This window comes from Nioella nitratireducens (genome assembly GCF_001879715.1).
Taxonomy (GTDB): Bacteria; Pseudomonadota; Alphaproteobacteria; order Rhodobacterales; family Rhodobacteraceae; genus Nioella; species Nioella nitratireducens.
In genome coordinates this window covers 1-15,894 of the sequence record NZ_MNBW01000017.1, presented here as the reverse complement: position 1 = coordinate 15,894, position 15,894 = coordinate 1, and the positions used below count along the sequence as shown (strand labels likewise).

General features: G+C 60.1%; 13 protein-coding genes, 1 tRNA gene and 1 pseudogene. 9 read left to right on the top strand and 6 right to left on the bottom strand.

Features of this window, described 5'->3' with window-relative positions; genetic code table 11:
• Positions 1–48: 48 nt before the first annotated feature.
• The 6 genes from sufC to BKY27_RS15510 all read left to right on the top strand — a co-directional run bounded on the left by sufC (position 49) and on the right by BKY27_RS15510 (position 5,555).
• The gene (gene sufC / locus BKY27_RS15535) at positions 49–804 is read left to right on the top strand and encodes a Fe-S cluster assembly ATPase SufC (protein WP_071675405.1); all 756 of its coding nucleotides are present in this window, start codon (positions 49–51) and stop codon (positions 802–804) included.
• On the top strand, positions 804–2,099 hold the full coding sequence (locus BKY27_RS15530; RefSeq protein ID WP_071675404.1) for a SufB/SufD family protein: 1,296 nt from the start codon (positions 804–806) through the stop codon (positions 2,097–2,099). The genes sufC and BKY27_RS15530 overlap by 1 nt, the downstream gene beginning before the upstream one ends.
• Before the next feature lie 4 nt (positions 2,100–2,103).
• Positions 2,104–2,613 carry a hypothetical protein gene (locus BKY27_RS15525; protein WP_071675403.1) on the top strand — a complete coding sequence of 170 codons (510 nt, stop codon included), beginning with the start codon at positions 2,104–2,106 and terminating at the stop codon, positions 2,611–2,613.
• Complete coding sequence (locus tag BKY27_RS15520; protein ID WP_071675402.1) at positions 2,610–3,194, top strand: YIP1 family protein; 585 nt, start codon at positions 2,610–2,612, stop codon at positions 3,192–3,194. The genes BKY27_RS15525 and BKY27_RS15520 overlap by 4 nt, the downstream gene beginning before the upstream one ends.
• 14 nt (positions 3,195–3,208) lie before the next feature.
• On the top strand, positions 3,209–4,429 hold the full coding sequence (locus tag BKY27_RS15515) for a cysteine desulfurase (protein WP_071675401.1): 1,221 nt from the start codon (positions 3,209–3,211) through the stop codon (positions 4,427–4,429).
• Between the two features lie 109 nt (positions 4,430–4,538).
• The gene (locus tag BKY27_RS15510; protein ID WP_071675400.1) at positions 4,539–5,555 is read left to right on the top strand and encodes a methyltransferase; all 1,017 of its coding nucleotides are present in this window, start codon (positions 4,539–4,541) and stop codon (positions 5,553–5,555) included.
• On the opposite strand, the gene BKY27_RS15505 is transcribed toward BKY27_RS15510, so the two are convergent.
• The gene (locus BKY27_RS15505) at positions 5,552–7,069 is read right to left on the bottom strand and encodes a fused MFS/spermidine synthase (RefSeq protein ID WP_071675399.1); all 1,518 of its coding nucleotides are present in this window, start codon (positions 7,067–7,069) and stop codon (positions 5,552–5,554) included. The two genes, BKY27_RS15510 and BKY27_RS15505, sit on opposite strands and share 4 nt — an antisense overlap.
• A gap of 100 nt (positions 7,070–7,169) precedes the next feature.
• On the opposite strand from BKY27_RS15505, the gene BKY27_RS15500 reads away from it, so the two are divergent.
• A tRNA-Arg gene (locus tag BKY27_RS15500) sits at positions 7,170–7,246 on the top strand.
• 490 nt (positions 7,247–7,736) lie between these two features.
• Here the strand turns inward: BKY27_RS15500 and BKY27_RS15495 are convergent.
• From BKY27_RS15495 to BKY27_RS15475, 5 genes and pseudogenes are all read right to left on the bottom strand, one after another.
• Positions 7,737–8,777, bottom strand: a pseudogene (locus tag BKY27_RS15495) (recombinase family protein); the annotation flags it as partial.
• Positions 8,774–9,121 (bottom strand): hypothetical protein, encoded by a 348-nt coding sequence (locus BKY27_RS15490; protein WP_071675398.1) that lies wholly within the window; start codon positions 9,119–9,121, stop codon positions 8,774–8,776. The gene BKY27_RS15490 and the pseudogene BKY27_RS15495, both read right to left, overlap by 4 nt.
• Positions 9,122–9,517: 396 nt before the next feature.
• Positions 9,518–10,177, bottom strand: a complete 660-nt coding sequence (locus BKY27_RS15485; protein WP_071675397.1) for a hypothetical protein — start codon at positions 10,175–10,177, stop codon at positions 9,518–9,520.
• A 23-nt stretch (positions 10,178–10,200) separates the two neighbouring features.
• Positions 10,201–10,590 carry a hypothetical protein gene (locus BKY27_RS15480; RefSeq protein WP_071675396.1) on the bottom strand — a complete coding sequence of 130 codons (390 nt, stop codon included), beginning with the start codon at positions 10,588–10,590 and terminating at the stop codon, positions 10,201–10,203.
• Positions 10,583–12,187 (bottom strand): type IV secretory system conjugative DNA transfer family protein, encoded by a 1,605-nt coding sequence (locus BKY27_RS15475; RefSeq protein WP_158514988.1) that lies wholly within the window; start codon positions 12,185–12,187, stop codon positions 10,583–10,585. Before BKY27_RS15475 ends, BKY27_RS15480 begins: the two co-directional genes overlap by 8 nt.
• An 812-nt stretch (positions 12,188–12,999) precedes the next feature.
• On the opposite strand from BKY27_RS15475, the gene BKY27_RS15470 reads away from it, so the two are divergent.
• Both BKY27_RS15470 and BKY27_RS15465 read left to right on the top strand, forming a co-directional pair.
• Entirely contained in the window at positions 13,000–15,216 is a 2,217-nt protein-coding gene (locus BKY27_RS15470; protein WP_071675394.1) for a DNA methyltransferase, read from the top strand.
• A 38-nt stretch (positions 15,217–15,254) separates the two neighbouring features.
• Entirely contained in the window at positions 15,255–15,797 is a 543-nt protein-coding gene (locus BKY27_RS15465) for a hypothetical protein (protein ID WP_199559114.1), read from the top strand.
• Positions 15,798–15,894 lie beyond the last annotated feature (97 nt).

The following is a 15,894-nucleotide window of genomic DNA, read 5'->3' as shown; positions in this document are numbered from 1 at the left end:
GGGCATCCGTGCCCGCCGGGGTCTGCCCTCATGCGAAAGAGGTTTTCCATGCTTGAAATCAAGAACTTGCACGTCTCTCTGGAAGAAGAAGACAAGCAGATCCTTAAAGGGGTCGACCTGACAGTCGAAGCGGGCAAAGTGCACGCGATCATGGGGCCGAACGGCTCTGGAAAATCGACCCTGTCCTATGTCCTGTCCGGCAAGGGTGGCTATGACGTGACCGAGGGCGAAGCCCTGCTGGCCGGGGAAAACCTGCTCGATATGGACCCCGAAGACCGTGCCGCGGCGGGCGTCTTCCTTGCCTTCCAATACCCGGTGGAAATTCCCGGTGTCGGCAACATGACCTTCCTGCGCACCGCTGTGAACGCACAGCGCAAGGCCCGCGGCGAAGAGGAAATGAGCGCGGCCGAGTTCCTCAAGGTGGTCCGTGAAAAGGCCAAAACGCTCAAGATCGACGCCGAAATGCTGAAACGCCCGGTCAACGTGGGCTTCTCGGGCGGCGAGAAAAAGCGCAACGAGATCCTGCAAATGGCGATGCTGGAACCCAAGATGTGCATTCTGGACGAGACCGACTCGGGCCTTGACGTGGACGCGATGAAACTGGTGGCCGATGGCGTCAACGCGCTGCGCAGCCCTGATCGCGGGTTCCTTGTCATCACTCACTACCAGCGGCTTCTGGACCACATCCAGCCTGACGTGGTGCATATCATGGCCGGTGGTCGCATCATCAAGACCGGCGGCCCCGAGTTGGCGCTTGAGGTCGAGAAGAATGGCTACGCAGACCTGATGGCGGAGGGTGTGTAATGGCAGCCCCGGCAGTAAAACAAGACCCGCTGGAGGCCCGGCTTTCCACGCTGTCCGCCCCCAAAGGTGCGGCTTGGGCGGAAGAGGCGCGGGCCGAGGCCCGGTCGCGCCTGGCGGCCTCGGGCCTGCCCGGTCGTCGCGACGAGTATTGGAAGTTCACCGATCCGACCTCGTTGAACCAGCCCGACGCCCCGCGTGCGGCGGTGTTCGCAACCGACGAGGCGATGCCCTTCTCCGATGTGGACCGGCTCAAGATCGTTTTCGTGGATGGGGTGTTCGATGCCGAAGCGTCGGATGATCTGTCGATGGCGGGTGTCGAGATCGAACGCCTGTCCGATGCGCTCAACCGCGATATCCACTGGGCGCGTGATCTCTTTGGTGTGTTGGAAGAACGCGGCCAAACCCCGGTGGTGCGGCCCCACGCGGCGCTGAACACCGCCTTTGCCAGCGACGGCATCGTGATCCATGCAACCGGCAGGGCGCCCAAGCCGATCAGCTTGATTTATCTCCATAAATCAGAAGCTTCCGACGCGATGTTGCATCACTTGGTGAAGGTGGAGCCGGGCGCGGAGGTGACCGTCCTTGAAAACGGCCCGGCCGCCGCGCGCTTTTCCAAGGTGACCGAGGTCGAAGTGGCCGATACCGGGCGTTTCCACCATGTTCGCGCACAGGGCCGCGACCACGAACGCCGTGCCTCGACCCATATGTTCGCTCGGCTTGGCGCCAATGCGACCTACAAGAGCTTTACCCTGACCGTGAACGGTGTGCTGACGCGCAACGAACAGGTGGTGGAGCTGGTCGGTGACGACTCCACCGTCCATATCGCGGGGGCGGCTGTGGGCGACGCGGCCTATGGCGCGTTTCACCATGACGACACCGTGTTCGTCACCCATGACGCGGTGAATTGCGAAAGCCGTCAGGTCTTCAAGAAGGTCATGCGAAACGGGGCCGAGGGCGTGTTTCAAGGCAAGATCCTTGTGAAGCCCGACGCGCAAAAAACCGATGGCTACCAGATCAGCCAGTCGCTGCTGCTCGACGACGACTCGGTCTTCCAGGCCAAACCCGAGTTGGAAATCTACGCCGACGACGTGCAATGTTCTCACGGCTCGACCACCGGGGCGATCGACGAAGATGCACTGTTCTACCTGCGCTCACGCGGGGTGCCCGAGGATATCGCCACCGACCTGATGGTGCTGGCCTTCCTTGCCGAAGCGATTGAAGAGATCGAGGACGAGGGCCTGCGCGCCGATATCCTTGCCCGCTTGCAGGGCTGGCTCGACCGGCGCCGGGGGTAGGCGCGTGGCGGTTTCCTGGGAAATCCTGCGCAGCTACCGCGCCCCGCGTGAGGTGATGCGCCGTCTGATGGCGGCGACCGAGCGTGACCCGCGCCCCGAGGCGCGCGGGTTCATTTACCTTATGGTGGGGTGCCTGATCATCTATCTCAGCCAGGTGCCCGACCTCGTGATGCAGGGCACCGGGGCCGAGGGCGAGGCGCCGATGGATGCCCGCCTTGCGATTACGTTCTTTGCGTGGATATTCGTCTGGCCGCTGCTGTTCTTTGCTTTGGCGGGGATCAGTCACCTTGTGGCGCGCGCCCTTGGTGGGGCCGGGCAGGGGATCAACGCCCGCCTTGCGCTGTTCTGGTCGGTTCTGGCGGTCTCGCCGTTGTTCCTTTTGCGCGCGCTCGCCGGGCTGGCGGGCAATGCGCAGGCCCAAATGGCCATGAGCGTCATCGTCGCGGTGGCCTTCGTTGCGATCTGGAGCCTGTCGCTGATCGAGGCCGAGCGCCCGGAGGGGGCCGCGCCATGAGCTTCCTGTTGAACCTGCCCACGCTGTTGCGGATGGCCCGTCGCACCGTGTCCACGCCTCGCGAAGGCGCGCGGACGATGATGGATCTGGAGCTGCCGCGCGGCGTGCTGTTGCAATTCTACCTGCTGGAACTGGTCATCTCGGCCATGTTCAAGACCATCGTCTATGCCTTCGTTCCGGCGCCGGACGGCGTGGCCATCCCGGTGCAGACCGCGACGACGCTCACAGTTTTCGAGGCCATCGTCGGCCTTGTGGTGGTGTTCGCGGCCTATCGGATCGGGCGGGCCGTGGGCGGCACCGGCAGTTTCGACCAGTCGCTGACGCTGGTGGTCTGGGCGCAGTTCATCCTGCTTTGCCTAAACGCCGCGCAGGTCGTTGCCTTGGTGCTGATGCCACCGGTTGCGGATGTGCTGATGCTGGTGGGGCTGGCGCTCTTCTTCTGGCTGGCGGTGCATTTCGTGGCCGAGCTTCATGGCTTCGACTCACTTGGGCTTGTCTTTGGCGGCATCATCCTGTCGCTTCTGGCATTGGCCGTACTGCTTTCTATCCTGTTTTCGGCCATGGGCCTGAGGATCCTGTGAAAGGACCGCAACCGATGTATGACGTTGAAAAAATCCGCGCCGATTTCCCGATCCTGTCGCGGCAGGTGAATGGCAAACCGCTGGTCTATCTCGACAATGGCGCCTCGGCGCAGAAGCCGCAGGTGGTGATCGACGCGATCACGCGCGGCTATGCCGAGGAATATGCGAATGTTCACCGGGGCCTGCATTACCTTTCGACCCTCGCCACCGAGAAATACGAGGGCACGCGCGGCACCATCGCGCGGTTCCTGGGTGCCAGGGATGAGGACGAGATCGTCTTTACCACCGGCACCACCGAGGGCATCAACCTTGTCGCCTATTCCTGGGCCATGCCCCGGATGGGGGCAGGCGATGAGATCGTGCTCTCTATCGCCGAGCATCACGCCAATATCATTCCGTGGCATTTCCTGCGTGAACGGCAGGGGGTGAAACTGGTCTGGGTCGATGTGGACGCCAATGGGGACCTCGACCCGCAGGCGGTTCTGAACGCGATCACCCCGCGCACGCGGCTGGTGGCCGTTACCCATATGTCCAATGTTCTGGGCACCGTGGTGGACGTCAAATCAATCGTCGCCGGGGCGAAGGAAAAGGGCGTGCCGGTTCTGGTCGACGGCTCTCAGGCCGCTGTCCACATGCCGGTCGATGTCGAAGAGATCGGGGCGGATTTCTACGCCATCACGGGCCACAAGCTCTATGGTCCGTCGGCCTCGGGCGCCATTCATATCCGCAAGCCGCGGCTGGCCGAGATGCGTCCCTTCATGGGCGGCGGGGACATGATCCGTGATGTGACCCGCGATGTGGTAACCTATAATGACCCGCCGATGAAATTCGAGGCGGGCACGCCCGGCATCGTCCAGCAAATCGGCCTTGGCGTTGCGCTGGACTATATGATGGGCGTCGGGATGGAAAAGATCGCGGCCCACGAAAAGCAGCTTTGCGCCTATGCGCGGCAAAAGCTCGACGGGCTGAACTGGCTGAACGTGCAGGGCACCTCGGCCACCAAGGGTGCGATCTTCAGCTTCACGCTGGAGGGTGCGGCCCATGCCCATGACATCTCGACCGTGCTCGACAAGAAGGGCGTGGCGGTGCGGGCCGGGCACCATTGCGCACAGCCGCTGATGGAACATCTGGGTGTTACCGCGACCTGCCGGGCGAGTTTCGGCATGTACAACACCGAGGCCGAGGTCGATGCGCTGGTCGATGCTTTGGAGCTCTGCCACGATCTTTTCGCCTGAATTTTCGGCAGTCACCTATGCCTGAAAGCGACATTCAAATGTCGCATGTGGTCCTTGCGCGCGCCTCCTGATAAGATCGGTGCAATTGCATCGAATTCAGGAGGACGACATGGGCGCGCTTACCACGGCGGACCAGATTTCGGAGATTGCCTTTGGCTTCATGGGGTCGAAGGCCTTGTTTGCAGCGTTGGAACATGGCGTGTTTACCGCGTTGCGTGACGGGCCGCTCGATTGCGCGGCACTGGCCGCCCAAACCGATCTGGATACCGAACGCGCCCGCACCCTGTTGACCGCTCTTACCGGGCTTGGCCTTGTGGTGCCGGAAGGCGAGGGGGCCTTTGCCAATTCCCCCGCGGCCGAGGCGTTCCTGGTTCACGGCGCGACCTATGACTTCGGTGACTACCTGCGCCTGCAAGTGGGTCGCCAGATGTATGGCCTGCTCGACCAGATCGACGAGGCCCTGACCGGCAGCTTGCCGGACGAGGCGACCGCGTCTTATGCCGAGTGGTTCTCGGACCCGGACGAAGCCAAGCTCTATTCCGACAGCCAGCATTCCGGCTCGCTCGGTCCGGCGCGTCAACTGGCGAAACGGCTGGACCTGACGGCAGCGCGGCGGATGCTGGATGTGGGCGGGGGCACCGGGGCCTTTGCGATTACCTTGTGCGGCGCGAACCCAAATCTCAGCGCCACCATCGTCGATTTCCCCAACGTTGCCGCCCTTGGGCGTGACTACGTGGCCAAGGCCGGCCTGACGGATCGGATCACCTATGTCGAAGGCAACGCGCTGGAAACCAAGTGGCCGATGGGGCAGGACGTCATTCTCATGTCCTACCTTATGTCCGGCGTGCCGGGCGCGACCCATGCCGGGCTGATCGAGGCGGCGTGGGAACGGCTGACACCCGGCGGTCTGTTGCTGATCCACGATTTCGTGGTGCGCGCCGACCGGACGGGGCCAAAACTGGCCGCGCTCTGGCAATTGCAGCACACGGCCTTTACCCCCCGCGCGCGGTCCTTGGATGAAACATGGCTGGAGGACAGTTTGTCCGACACGGGCTTTGAGGCGGTCAGCGTGGACGAAATGATTCCGGAAATGACGATGCTGGCCAAGGCGCGAAAGCCCGGTTAATCCGGCCGCCCGATCAACCGGTCTATGGGGGCGTAATCGTCGGTCAGCACCTGCCCGCGCGCATCGGCCAGTTGCTGCACGAACCGGTCCGCGAGCGCGCCGAAGGTCATCCGGTAGGGCATTGGCGCGTTAAACGTGTCGAAGGGCGAGGGCTGGTTTCCCGCCGCGATCACAAAGACCATGCGGCTGCCCGGCTCTGGCGGGCCCGCTTGGGTCCAGACCTCGACACTCGGGAAGACCTCTTGCAGCGTCGCCACCACCGAGGACAGCGCCTGCAACCGGTCCTCGTAGTCGATGACATTCATCAGCAAGGTGCCATCCTCGGTCAGCCGGTCGCGGGCCAGTTCGAAGAATTCTCGCGTCACCAGATGAACGGGCACCACCACATCGGTGAACGCGTCGCCGATAATCACATCATAGTGCGTGTCGGGCCGCGTCAGCAGGGCGCGGCGCGCGTCTTCGTGCAGGATGGTGATACCGGCAGGGTCAAACCAGAAGTCCCGTTCGGCCAGCGCCGTCACGGCGGGGTCGATCTCGGCCACGGTCATCGCACCGGTGCCGTGGTTCTGAAACGCGCGGGGGATAGAGTAGCTGCCGCCGCCAATGAAAAAGCTTGTGAACGCCGGACGCGGCGCGCGGCGGCGGGCCAGCTCATCCAGCATCGCGGCATGTTCGGTGAACATCACAGTCGGCACGTCGCGGGCGCTCATCCCATGCCCCAAATGGTCGATCACCATCAGGTGGACGGGGCTGTCGGGATCGGCGGACATGTCAACGGTTCGGATGCAGAAATAGGTGCTTTCGACGGTGCAGGGATTGGGCGCCGACAGGGCCAGCCCCGCAAGGCCGAGCGCAGCCAGCGATGCAACGCCCGCGACGCGAAAGGCCCGCGCCCTTGACAGCCACAGCAAGAGCGCCCCGGCCAGGACATAGGTCGCCGTCACCACCGCCAGCGTCGCCGCTGTCCCCAGCCACGAGATGAAGAGAAACCCGGCCAACAGCGTGCCCGCGATGGCCCCGACCGCACCCGCCGCAAAGATCGCCCCGAGCGCGCGGCCCGGTTTCTTGGCCCCCTGCACGGCGACATGGGCCAGCACCGGCGCCGGAACCCCGGCAAAGAAGGACGGCAAAAAGAACACCACCAGGCTGATCGCGGTGATCCCCCAGACCGGATGATCGACAGCCGTCAGCACCGGCCCGGCCAGCAGCCGCAGCAGGCTGACCGCGCCGCCCGTGGTCAGCGCCGCCGCCAGCAAAGCGCCCCCCGTGCGGGCAAGGGCCGAGCCAAGGGGCCGCTCTGCCAACCGTCCGCCCCACCAATGCCCGGCGGAAAACCCCGCCAGCACCACGGCGATGATCGAGGTCCATGTATAAAGCGACATGCCCACGTGCGGCGCCAACATTCGGCCCGCCACGATTTCGACCACCAGCGACGCGGCAGAGACCGCCGTTTGCAGGGTCAGAAGCAGCCAGAGAGGCGTCGGTCGGGGCGCGGGGGGCGTGTTGCTGATCATGCCGACAATTGTCCCTAGCAATCAGCCACAAGCAAGTGGAAACAAGCGATGATTTGCAATTGCGGTGCCCGCCGCGATGTCCTATACGACGCCCCACGCGGCACCCGTAGCTCAGCTGGATAGAGCGCTGCCCTCCGAAGGCAGAGGCCATAGGTTCGAATCCTATCGGGTGCGCCATCTCACATTTTCCAGTTGAAAATTGACCTAAAGCCTTGAATGGGAAGGATAAATTAGGTGTTCGAAGTCCCTCATTTCGGCGATAGGGCAAAGGCTCCGAAAATGCCAGTCTGAGCACTGTTTTCTTCATGGTCAGATCGGCATTACGCCATATTTTCCAAGGGCTTGAGAGAAATCGGATTGCGTGTTCGAACGACTCCTCAAAGGTGTGCCGAGGCTTGCCTGCTTTCGACAGGTTTTCTTCGGTCAGCACCTTCTCGCGTTCTAGCTTTGCGATTTTTTTCTCATAAGCCGATACCACTGAATCGTTCGAAGCATCGACGATCCGATCCAGAATCTGGTCGATCTGCTTTTCCAAGCGCCGAATGTTCGCTTTCAGGACGCTAGCGCCTTCTAGCGACTTCTGGAGCTGCATGTTCCATGCGTCGCGGAACATGGCCCTCACAAGCTTGAAAAGCCCCTCAGAGGGCTCCAGACGCCGCAGCAAGTCCTCGAACTCCCCCTCCAGCTTTTCGCGCTTGATCGACTTTCGATAGCTCGCGCAGCCCTTGGTGGGACACAGATAGTAGGGGTACTTGTCGTTCTTGCCCTGCGACCAGCAAGCCGTCAGCGGCTTCCCGCAGTCGTCGCACAGGACGAATCCGCGCAACGGGAAGTCCGCGCTGATATCCTTGCGCGCTGGAGCCTTGGCCGTGGATTTCAGGCGTTTCTGAATGCGCTCATAGGTCTCGAAGTTTATCAGACCCTCATGCTGCCCCTTGCGCAGACTGACGTTCCAGTTCGGAACCTCGATGTAGCCCGCATAGACAACGCGCGTCAGCAGATCGTAGATGCGCTGGTTGTGGATTTTCCCGTTCTTCGGGTCTTTCGGGAAGAAAGGTTGCCGCTCCAGAAAGCGCTTCACCTCAACCTGCGTTGCAAAGCGCCCCGAGGCATAGCCTTCAAGCGCTTCCTGCAACGCTGTGGCGTTCGGTTCGTCTCGGACAAGAACCTTGCCGTGACCGCTGACGCGCTCATAGCGATAGCCGATTGGCGCTTGGAACACCCAATAACCGTTCTGAGTGCGCGCACGCATTCTATTGGTGGTCTGCTCGCCATTTTTCTGGCGCTGGTGCTGTGACACCGACGCCAGCAGGTTTTCGACCAGTTGCGAGTCCGAATCTTCGCCGAATTCAATGGAAGGGCTCACGAGCACGCCGCCCGCCTTGTCGATTTTCATGCGAAGCTCGATATGCGCCATCAGCCCCCGCGCTAGGCGGCTGATGTCGTCAATGATGACCGCGTGCGTATCGCTGCTACGCCTGCGCAGGAAATCAAGCATGGACTGCATGCCTGGGCGAGTGGTCACGCCGCCTGAGCTGTCATCACGAAAGACCTCGACCACCTCATAACCCTTGTACTTCGCGAAGTCGCGACAACGGGTTTCCTGAGAGTTCAGGCCGTCGCCCTGTACCGTTTGCTTGCTGCTCGACACACGGCAGTAGATGACGGCTTTGGCTATCTCCTTGTCCTGTTTCTCAAAATTTCTCATTCTATCTCCAGACTGCCCGAAGGGCCGGAATCTCTATCGTTTCTGTGTATTCGCTGATCCTTTGATCTTACCTGATCGAAGGCCGCTTTGGGACGCTGATCGCCCGTTTCGCCCTCTTTTCCACTGATTTCTTGCAGCGGATGGACGCCGAACCCGAGTTCTACAAACGTCACGACAACGCTCCAAATGGCGAGCAGAAAGTCTTCTCTCTGCTCTGGCGACATGTCGGGGTTATCAAGGAATTCCTGATACGCGGCCACGTCGATTGTCAGGGTGCGCTGCGCCGAAGAGGCGAAATTCTCAGAGAGGCTAGTGCCGTTGCCGTTTCTGATATCGTCTTTCATGGTCTTACCTTTCTGGACAGCGCGAACGATGCCCTATCTTTAAGTATACAACCTTTGGTTGTTGTTCGTAAAATTCTGGGTGACTTTTTGCATTTTTTCAGTGGGTTGTTCGTGCATTGTGAACTGAGCTTGCGGTGCGGGCCGCCGCTACAGCGGCCCGCTTGGCATCACTTGTTGCCTCCATTTCCGTTATTTCCGCTAGCGCCCTGTCGGTAGCCCGCGTTGTAGCTGTTGGCGGCCTGATGGTTCATGCCGTGAGTGTTCTGAGGGCCTTTGCCCTGTTGGGCGTCTCTTTGCCCTTGTTGATGTTGTTGGTTCGACATTGCTTTGTCCTTCTGTGATGGTTTGAAGTTTGTACTGTCCCAACGGATGCGGGCTGTTCTTTGCCCGCGCCCGCTAGTGCGTCGCTTTGTTCAGCGCTTCTGTGAGTTTCAGCTTGAAAAGCGTCGGCCTCGTCAGATCGCCATAGATGCTCGCTAGGCGCTTCAGATCGCCGTCATGCTGGAGCACAACATCATGGCCCGTCTTGTGGTTGGGCAGGATCAGAACATCTTGAATGCCATCCCGCGAAAACCGCTTGGGCAGGCCAAACGTCCCGCGCCGAACCGACAGGGTTTCGCCGTCAATCGTGATCTTCACCTCTTCCCGATTGGTCAGGTACATGTAGAGATCGAACAGCCCCGAATTGCGGAACAGCCATTCGCCGCCGAAGACGGCCAACGCCAGACCCCACCCGCGAAGACTTTCCAGCGGCACGTCGAGCGTGCGTTGCTCGATGACTTCGCCCAGGCGGGCGACTGCATTCGAGAGGCCCGCAACGACACTGTTGCCGAATTCGAGGAAGATATTGGCGTTCGGATCGGGCGGGAGTTCGGGGCGGTATTGTGCCACCAGAACGGCGACAGCACCAACAGCGCCCATGATGCGGAACGCTGTCACAGCCTCGTCTCCGCTGGAGGGCAGGCGATGCGTGGCAGTCAGCCTCACACTGTTCCCGAGCCGCGTCAGGCGCGGCTTGCCCGTGATCCTAAGTTTTGTCTCTTCGACAAGGCTCATGGTCTCGCTCCTTTGGAAATCGTTCATTGCGTCAGGAATTGCTTTTTCACTGCCGCCCAATCGACGGGCAGCAGCATGATGAGAGGGCAGTTGCCGTCGAGACCGACATACCCACGCATGCCCTGCACCCCGATGTACGAGCAGGCGGTGCAGCGCTGCCCAGGCGTGCCGCGCCAGAGGCACTGATAGGTCAAGAGCATGTGCGGCGTGCCGAACATGACCACTATGGCGACGATTGAGGCGAGCGCCCAGCTTGCGCGGCGCGGCTTCACGATCCACCAAGCAACTTTGACAAGGCGGAAGGCGGTGCCTGGCTTCGGCTGCGCCTGCTTGATCCGCGTCGTCCGCAGCCACTTGAAGCGGCGCGGGCGCGGCGGCTTGCGGCCAAGGACTACGACTTTCACCTCAGTCATGCTTGCCTCCCTTGATGGTGTAGCGAAGGCGCAGGCGCGGCTTGCCGCCACGCGGGTGATCGCCTTCCATGGGGTTCTGATCGGCCCAATCCACCCAAGGCGACACGTCCCAATACGGAACCTTCTCGGCCAGAATGGGCGGGGCGGATTTCACGAAAACTAGCTGGTGATCGTCGGGCAGACCCATGATGTCCTGCGGCAGCATGAGCGACACGCCGCGCTCGGAGACGCTGACGTTCAGTTCGTCCGCATCGGGCTGGCCGAGATTGTAGCTGCGCGTGACGATGGATTGCTCGCCCATTTGCTTTGACAGCCGCTGCGCGAGGTCCATGTCCTGCACCGCGAAGAATTGCTTCACCTCGGACTGGCTCAGGATGATGTTCGCTGTGTCGCGGCCATAGACCTGCGCCAGATGCGAAAGGTCTTGCACGATGGACCAAACGCGGACGCCATAACCTGGCAGGAGCGTCAGGGCTTCGGAAAGCCCCGCGATCCGCCCCATGTTGGCAAACTCGTCGAGCAGGAACAGAACCTGCTCGCCGCGCTGCCCCGTGGCGACCGCGTTGATGGCGTGCTTTGTCACCAAGGCCAGCCAGACGCCGTATTCGCTGATCCGTTCGGCGGGGATCATCACATAGACCGTCGTGCTTTCGGTCTTGAGGTCTTGCAGGGTCACATCCGAGCCCGACGCGGCCTCGGCCAACAATCCGCCAGGGCGGAAAATCTGGAGCGCGTTCGAAACGCCCGTGCGGAAATCCGTGAATTGCTTTGCGCCGTCTTCGAGCTGGTTCAGGAATTCCTTGCCATAGGCCATGACAATGCCGTCGAGGGCGTCTGAATCCGCCATCGCAATGAAGGTCATTTCCAGCAGTTCGGTGTTTTTGACGAGCCGCCAGAGTTCGGGCAGCGTGCAACGCTCGGGCCTGCCTCGGGTTACTAGGTAGAGGATCAGACCTTCGAGCAGGTTGCGCGAGGCGTCCCTGAAATACTGGTTCTTATCCCCGCCCGCAGGTTCGGGGATCAGTTGCAGGGCAAGCGCCCGTGCCGCATCGCCCAGCTCATGATGGCGGCGCGGATCAGCCTCCATCTCGATGAGCGGCTGGAGCGGGTTGTAGCGATGACGCGGAAGGCCGTGCAGCCCCCACGGATTTAGATAGATGATCTTCTGTCCAAACCGCTCGCGCCGATGCCGTGCCGTTACGGCAGCAAGTTCACCCTTCGGATCGGTGACGAAAACCGAGCCCGCATAGTGCAGCAGGTTCGGGATGACGACCGTGATGCCTTTGCCCTGCCGAGCGGGGGCAACGGTGATGAGGTGCGCCTTGCCGTTGAAGAAGATCGGTATGCCGCGCAGCATCCCGAGGAACAATCCGTTCGGCTTTGTCAGGCCAGCATCGGCGCAGTCCTGCGGCGTGGCCAGCTTGGCCTCGCCATAGACGCCCGTGGGCTTCTCGGCCCGCTTGCGCGCAATGCGCAGGGCAATCTTGCGGATGAGATCGAGGGTGCCGCTCGCGACGAGCCAGATGCCCGCCAGGAGCATGAAGCCCGAGTAGGCGGCAGAGACGGGATCACTCGCCGCGCCTGTGGCACGTGACAAAGCGGCGGCAATCGCAATGACTGATCCGCCGCCTAAAAACTTCCCGATTGGATTGTGTGCGCGTTCGTGTCTCATCTAGACTCTACAAGACTCTTCGGTCCATTTGTCAAATGAGATCACGGTTTCGTGATGATCCGTGCTTCACGGTGTTCGATGGAATCCTGTTAGGTATGCGCGCCCAAATACCTGATAGGACGAGAAAATCTTGGTTAAGAGCCACCGCAAGATGTGTGTTGTACTACAACACCATCTTGGCAAGGGGGCTCGCTGCGCGCCCCCGTTGCATCCCCCAGGCCGTGGCTCTTCCAGGGCATTGAACCCGTTCCAGAGCCAGAAGATCGTATCGCCGATCAACCACTCGCAGGGCTTGGAGAAGTGCCTCTCCACCTGCACCGAACCATGCACGAACGTCTGGCCGTCCGATCACCAATCAGGGGAGCGTTCCTGCTCCCCCCGATACCCCCATGACCATTTCATGGAGACGATTTCATCGAGACCAGGAAGGGAGCTTTCGCGCTACCCTGTCCTTGGAACCATCCCATCGAGCAGGAGCCTTCGTGCCCCTTGCATCCCTGACCAACCGTGCGCCGTTTGGATGCCGCCATCTTGTCGAAGGTGAACCAAGATCAGAGGACCTTTCGCCGCCCCTGAGCCCAGTTCGTCGGGTAAACGCTTTCTTGCGATTCGGAGCGCTTCCTGCCATCACTGACTCTCTACTGCATAGAGTGCCCGCGCTGTGGAAAAGTGGAAGATTTTGCGTTTTCACGGGTGCGACACCAGATTGCAGGTGATATTCTACCCGCCGAGGCAACATGATGAGCAGCAGCCAAAAACATCAAGAACGTTTCGACTTCGGAGCCGATGAGGATGCCGTCGTTACGCTTGCGCCATTCTCTGGTCCTTGCTCGCTTGAAGACGACGAGTTTCCCTTTGAGGCTATCAGCGACGTTGCCGAAGTCGAGAGCTGGCGCAAAGAGATCAACCGCCCCATCTACCACATTCACAAATGGTGGGCGCAACGCCTTGGCACGGTGTTCCGCGCCATTGCCCTTGGCGCGTTGACGCCCTCTGGCACCGATGTATTGAACGCTTTCTATCGCCCTATTCGCGTGAAAGACCTGACCGTCTTTGACCCATTCATGGGAAGCGGAACGACAATCGGTGAGGCGGCAAAGTTAGGCGCTCGTGCCATTGGAAGGGATATCAACCCCGTCGCGCATTTCCTCGTCCGTAACGCGCTTGCCTTTCATGACCGTGAAGCAGTCTTGCGAACTTTCCGCGAGATAGAACGAGACGTGGCCGATCAAATCCGCGCTCAATACAAGACGGTTTTGCCTGATGATACGAAGGCAGACGTCCTTTACTATTTCTGGGTCAAGCAGGTCGATTGCCCCGAATGCAAGACAAGCGTCGACCTTTTCTCGTCTAGAGTGTTTGCCAAACATGCCTACGCGCGGCGCCACCCAGAGGCGCAAGCTGTCTGTCCTTCCTGCGGCGAAGTGAATGCCGTGCGCTATGATGCCGAACATGCCACTTGCACAAGCTGCGCTTCGGAATTCAATCCGCAGATCGGCCCTGCGAGTGGACAAAAGGCGACTTGCCCAAGTTGCGATCACACCTTTCCAATCGCGAAGACGATCCGCGAACGGAATGCGCCCCCAGATCACCGCCTTTATGCCAAGCTGGTGCTTACGGCGGACGGCAAGAAAGTCTACGCGGCGGCAACCGACGAAGATCGCCAGTCCTATGCGCGTGCTGAAGAATTGTTGGCCGCACGCCCAAATGCGTATCCTGTTGTCGGTATCGAGCCAGGCTACAACACCAATCAGGCGCTCGGATACAACTACCGACACTGGCATGAGATGTTCAACGCGCGCCAGCTTCTCTCCTTGTCAATCTTGGCGGATCGCATTCGCGAGATACAGGAGCCAGTTCTTCGCGAGTTGTTCACCTGCCTTTTCTCGGGAGCGCTGGAATTCAATAACTTGTTCACCTCGTACAAGGGGGAGGGCACGGGCGCGGTCCGACACATGTTCGCGCATCACATTCTGAAGCCTGAACGTGTGCCTCTGGAAGCCAATGTTTGGGGAACGCCCAAGAGTTCAGGATCATTCATGACAATGTTCGAAGGACGAATTCGCCGCGCGCTCGACTACGCCGACGATCCCTTCGAGTTGCGCTTACAGAGAGAACCAGGTCAGAAGAACAAGACCGAAAAGGTTTATGGCCTATCGGAACCTCTCGGCTTTGACCTCGCCCAGGACTTCCCGTCATTCAAAAACGGCAAGCGCGTCTACCTATCTTGTGGGGACTCTAGCGTCACCGACATCGAGGACGGTGCGGTCGATGCCATCATCACCGACCCGCCGTTTTTCGATAACGTACACTATTCGCAGCTCGCCGACTTCTTCCACGTCTGGCAGCGCCATATCCTTGGCGAAGATGGGACGCGAGCCATCGAAACGACGCGCTCGCCTTCTGAAGTGCAAAACGCCAACGTTGATGCGTTCACTGAGCGTCTTGGCGCAGTTTGGGCAGAGTGTCACCGCGTGCTTTCTGACCAAGGTGTGCTCGCCTTCACATACCATCATTCGCGTTCGGAAGGCTGGAGTTCCGTTCTCCATGCGCTGATGGAGGCAGGCTTTGGCATCAGCGCGGCGTTCCCGATCAAGGCCGAGATGTCGGTGGCCATGCCAAAGCTTCAGGCCAAAGAGCCCATTGATCTTGATATCGTGCTGGTTTGCCGCAAGCGCTCAACACTCGAAAAGCACCAATGGAACGGCGATCTTTGGGGAACGATCACTCCGAAGGCTGCGAACCAGGTTGCGCGACTTCGTAGGTCGGGTCGCAAGCTCAGCCGTAATGACGTGCGGATCATCATCATGGCGCAACTTATCCGCCAGCTCTCGCGCTCCCATTCACTGGAAAGTGCTCTGTCCTTGCTGGAGGCCAGTGGCCCTGAGATCGAAGCCACCATTGAAAGTCTTCATATTGTTGAAAAAAGTGTAGAAACCGAGGTCAAGTCGTGAGTCTAGTCAGTACAATCTTCAAACACTGCGTATCCGCTATGCGCGAAAATGTTCTCATTGAGCGTGAGGGGCGGAACGACAAAGAGTTCCATTTCCAAAACTGGTTCAAATCTCGCCTAGATGATCTTGGTGAAAACTACGATGAGCCTGGCCGAAACACCTATCCTGACTTCAAACTCGTGCGCCACACCGAAGGCTACGAACTGAAGGGGTTGGCATATCCAGGGCGTGACGCGGACTACGATTGCAACAGTCAACTTCCGTGTGGAGAACACAACGGTCGGCAAGTCTTCTATGTTTTTGGCCGCTATCCAGTGAACCCAGACGGAAATCGCTATCCTGTGCTTGATCTTGTTATTTGTCATGGTAGTTTTCTAAACGCCGACAACACATACGAGCATAAAAACAAGAGCTTTCGGGGATTTGGCAGCTACGGCGATATCCTCGTGCGCGACCGCAAAATGTATGTAGCTCCGACACCTTTCGCTCTTGCGGAAGGAGCCGCGCATCACCGAACGCTCATTTTGCCAGAACACATGAAGGTCGACGATGTGAGCTACCCCCCGAATTTCGGACACTGACATAAGCTACGAATTGCAGTTTGCTGATCTTCGACGAGAAGGAGATCAGAGATGTCGAAACGCAAGCAGCACGCGCCCGAGTTCAAGGCGAAGGTCG

Coding starts and splice junctions, on each gene's coding strand:
- BKY27_RS15505 (WP_071675399.1), bottom strand. CDS start 7,069: ATGATCAGCAACACGCCCCCCGCGCCCCGACCGACGCCTCTCTGGCTG.
- BKY27_RS15515 (WP_071675401.1), top strand. CDS start 3,209: ATGTATGACGTTGAAAAAATCCGCGCCGATTTCCCGATCCTGTCGCGG.
- BKY27_RS15465 (WP_199559114.1), top strand. CDS start 15,255: ATGCGCGAAAATGTTCTCATTGAGCGTGAGGGGCGGAACGACAAAGAG.
- BKY27_RS15510 (WP_071675400.1), top strand. CDS start 4,539: ATGGGCGCGCTTACCACGGCGGACCAGATTTCGGAGATTGCCTTTGGC.
- BKY27_RS15480 (WP_071675396.1), bottom strand. CDS start 10,590: ATGACTGAGGTGAAAGTCGTAGTCCTTGGCCGCAAGCCGCCGCGCCCG.
- BKY27_RS15490 (WP_071675398.1), bottom strand. CDS start 9,121: ATGAAAGACGATATCAGAAACGGCAACGGCACTAGCCTCTCTGAGAAT.
- BKY27_RS15530 (WP_071675404.1), top strand. CDS start 804: ATGGCAGCCCCGGCAGTAAAACAAGACCCGCTGGAGGCCCGGCTTTCC.
- BKY27_RS15470 (WP_071675394.1), top strand. CDS start 13,000: ATGATGAGCAGCAGCCAAAAACATCAAGAACGTTTCGACTTCGGAGCC.
- sufC (WP_071675405.1), top strand. CDS start 49: ATGCTTGAAATCAAGAACTTGCACGTCTCTCTGGAAGAAGAAGACAAG.
- BKY27_RS15520 (WP_071675402.1), top strand. CDS start 2,610: ATGAGCTTCCTGTTGAACCTGCCCACGCTGTTGCGGATGGCCCGTCGC.
- BKY27_RS15485 (WP_071675397.1), bottom strand. CDS start 10,177: ATGAGCCTTGTCGAAGAGACAAAACTTAGGATCACGGGCAAGCCGCGC.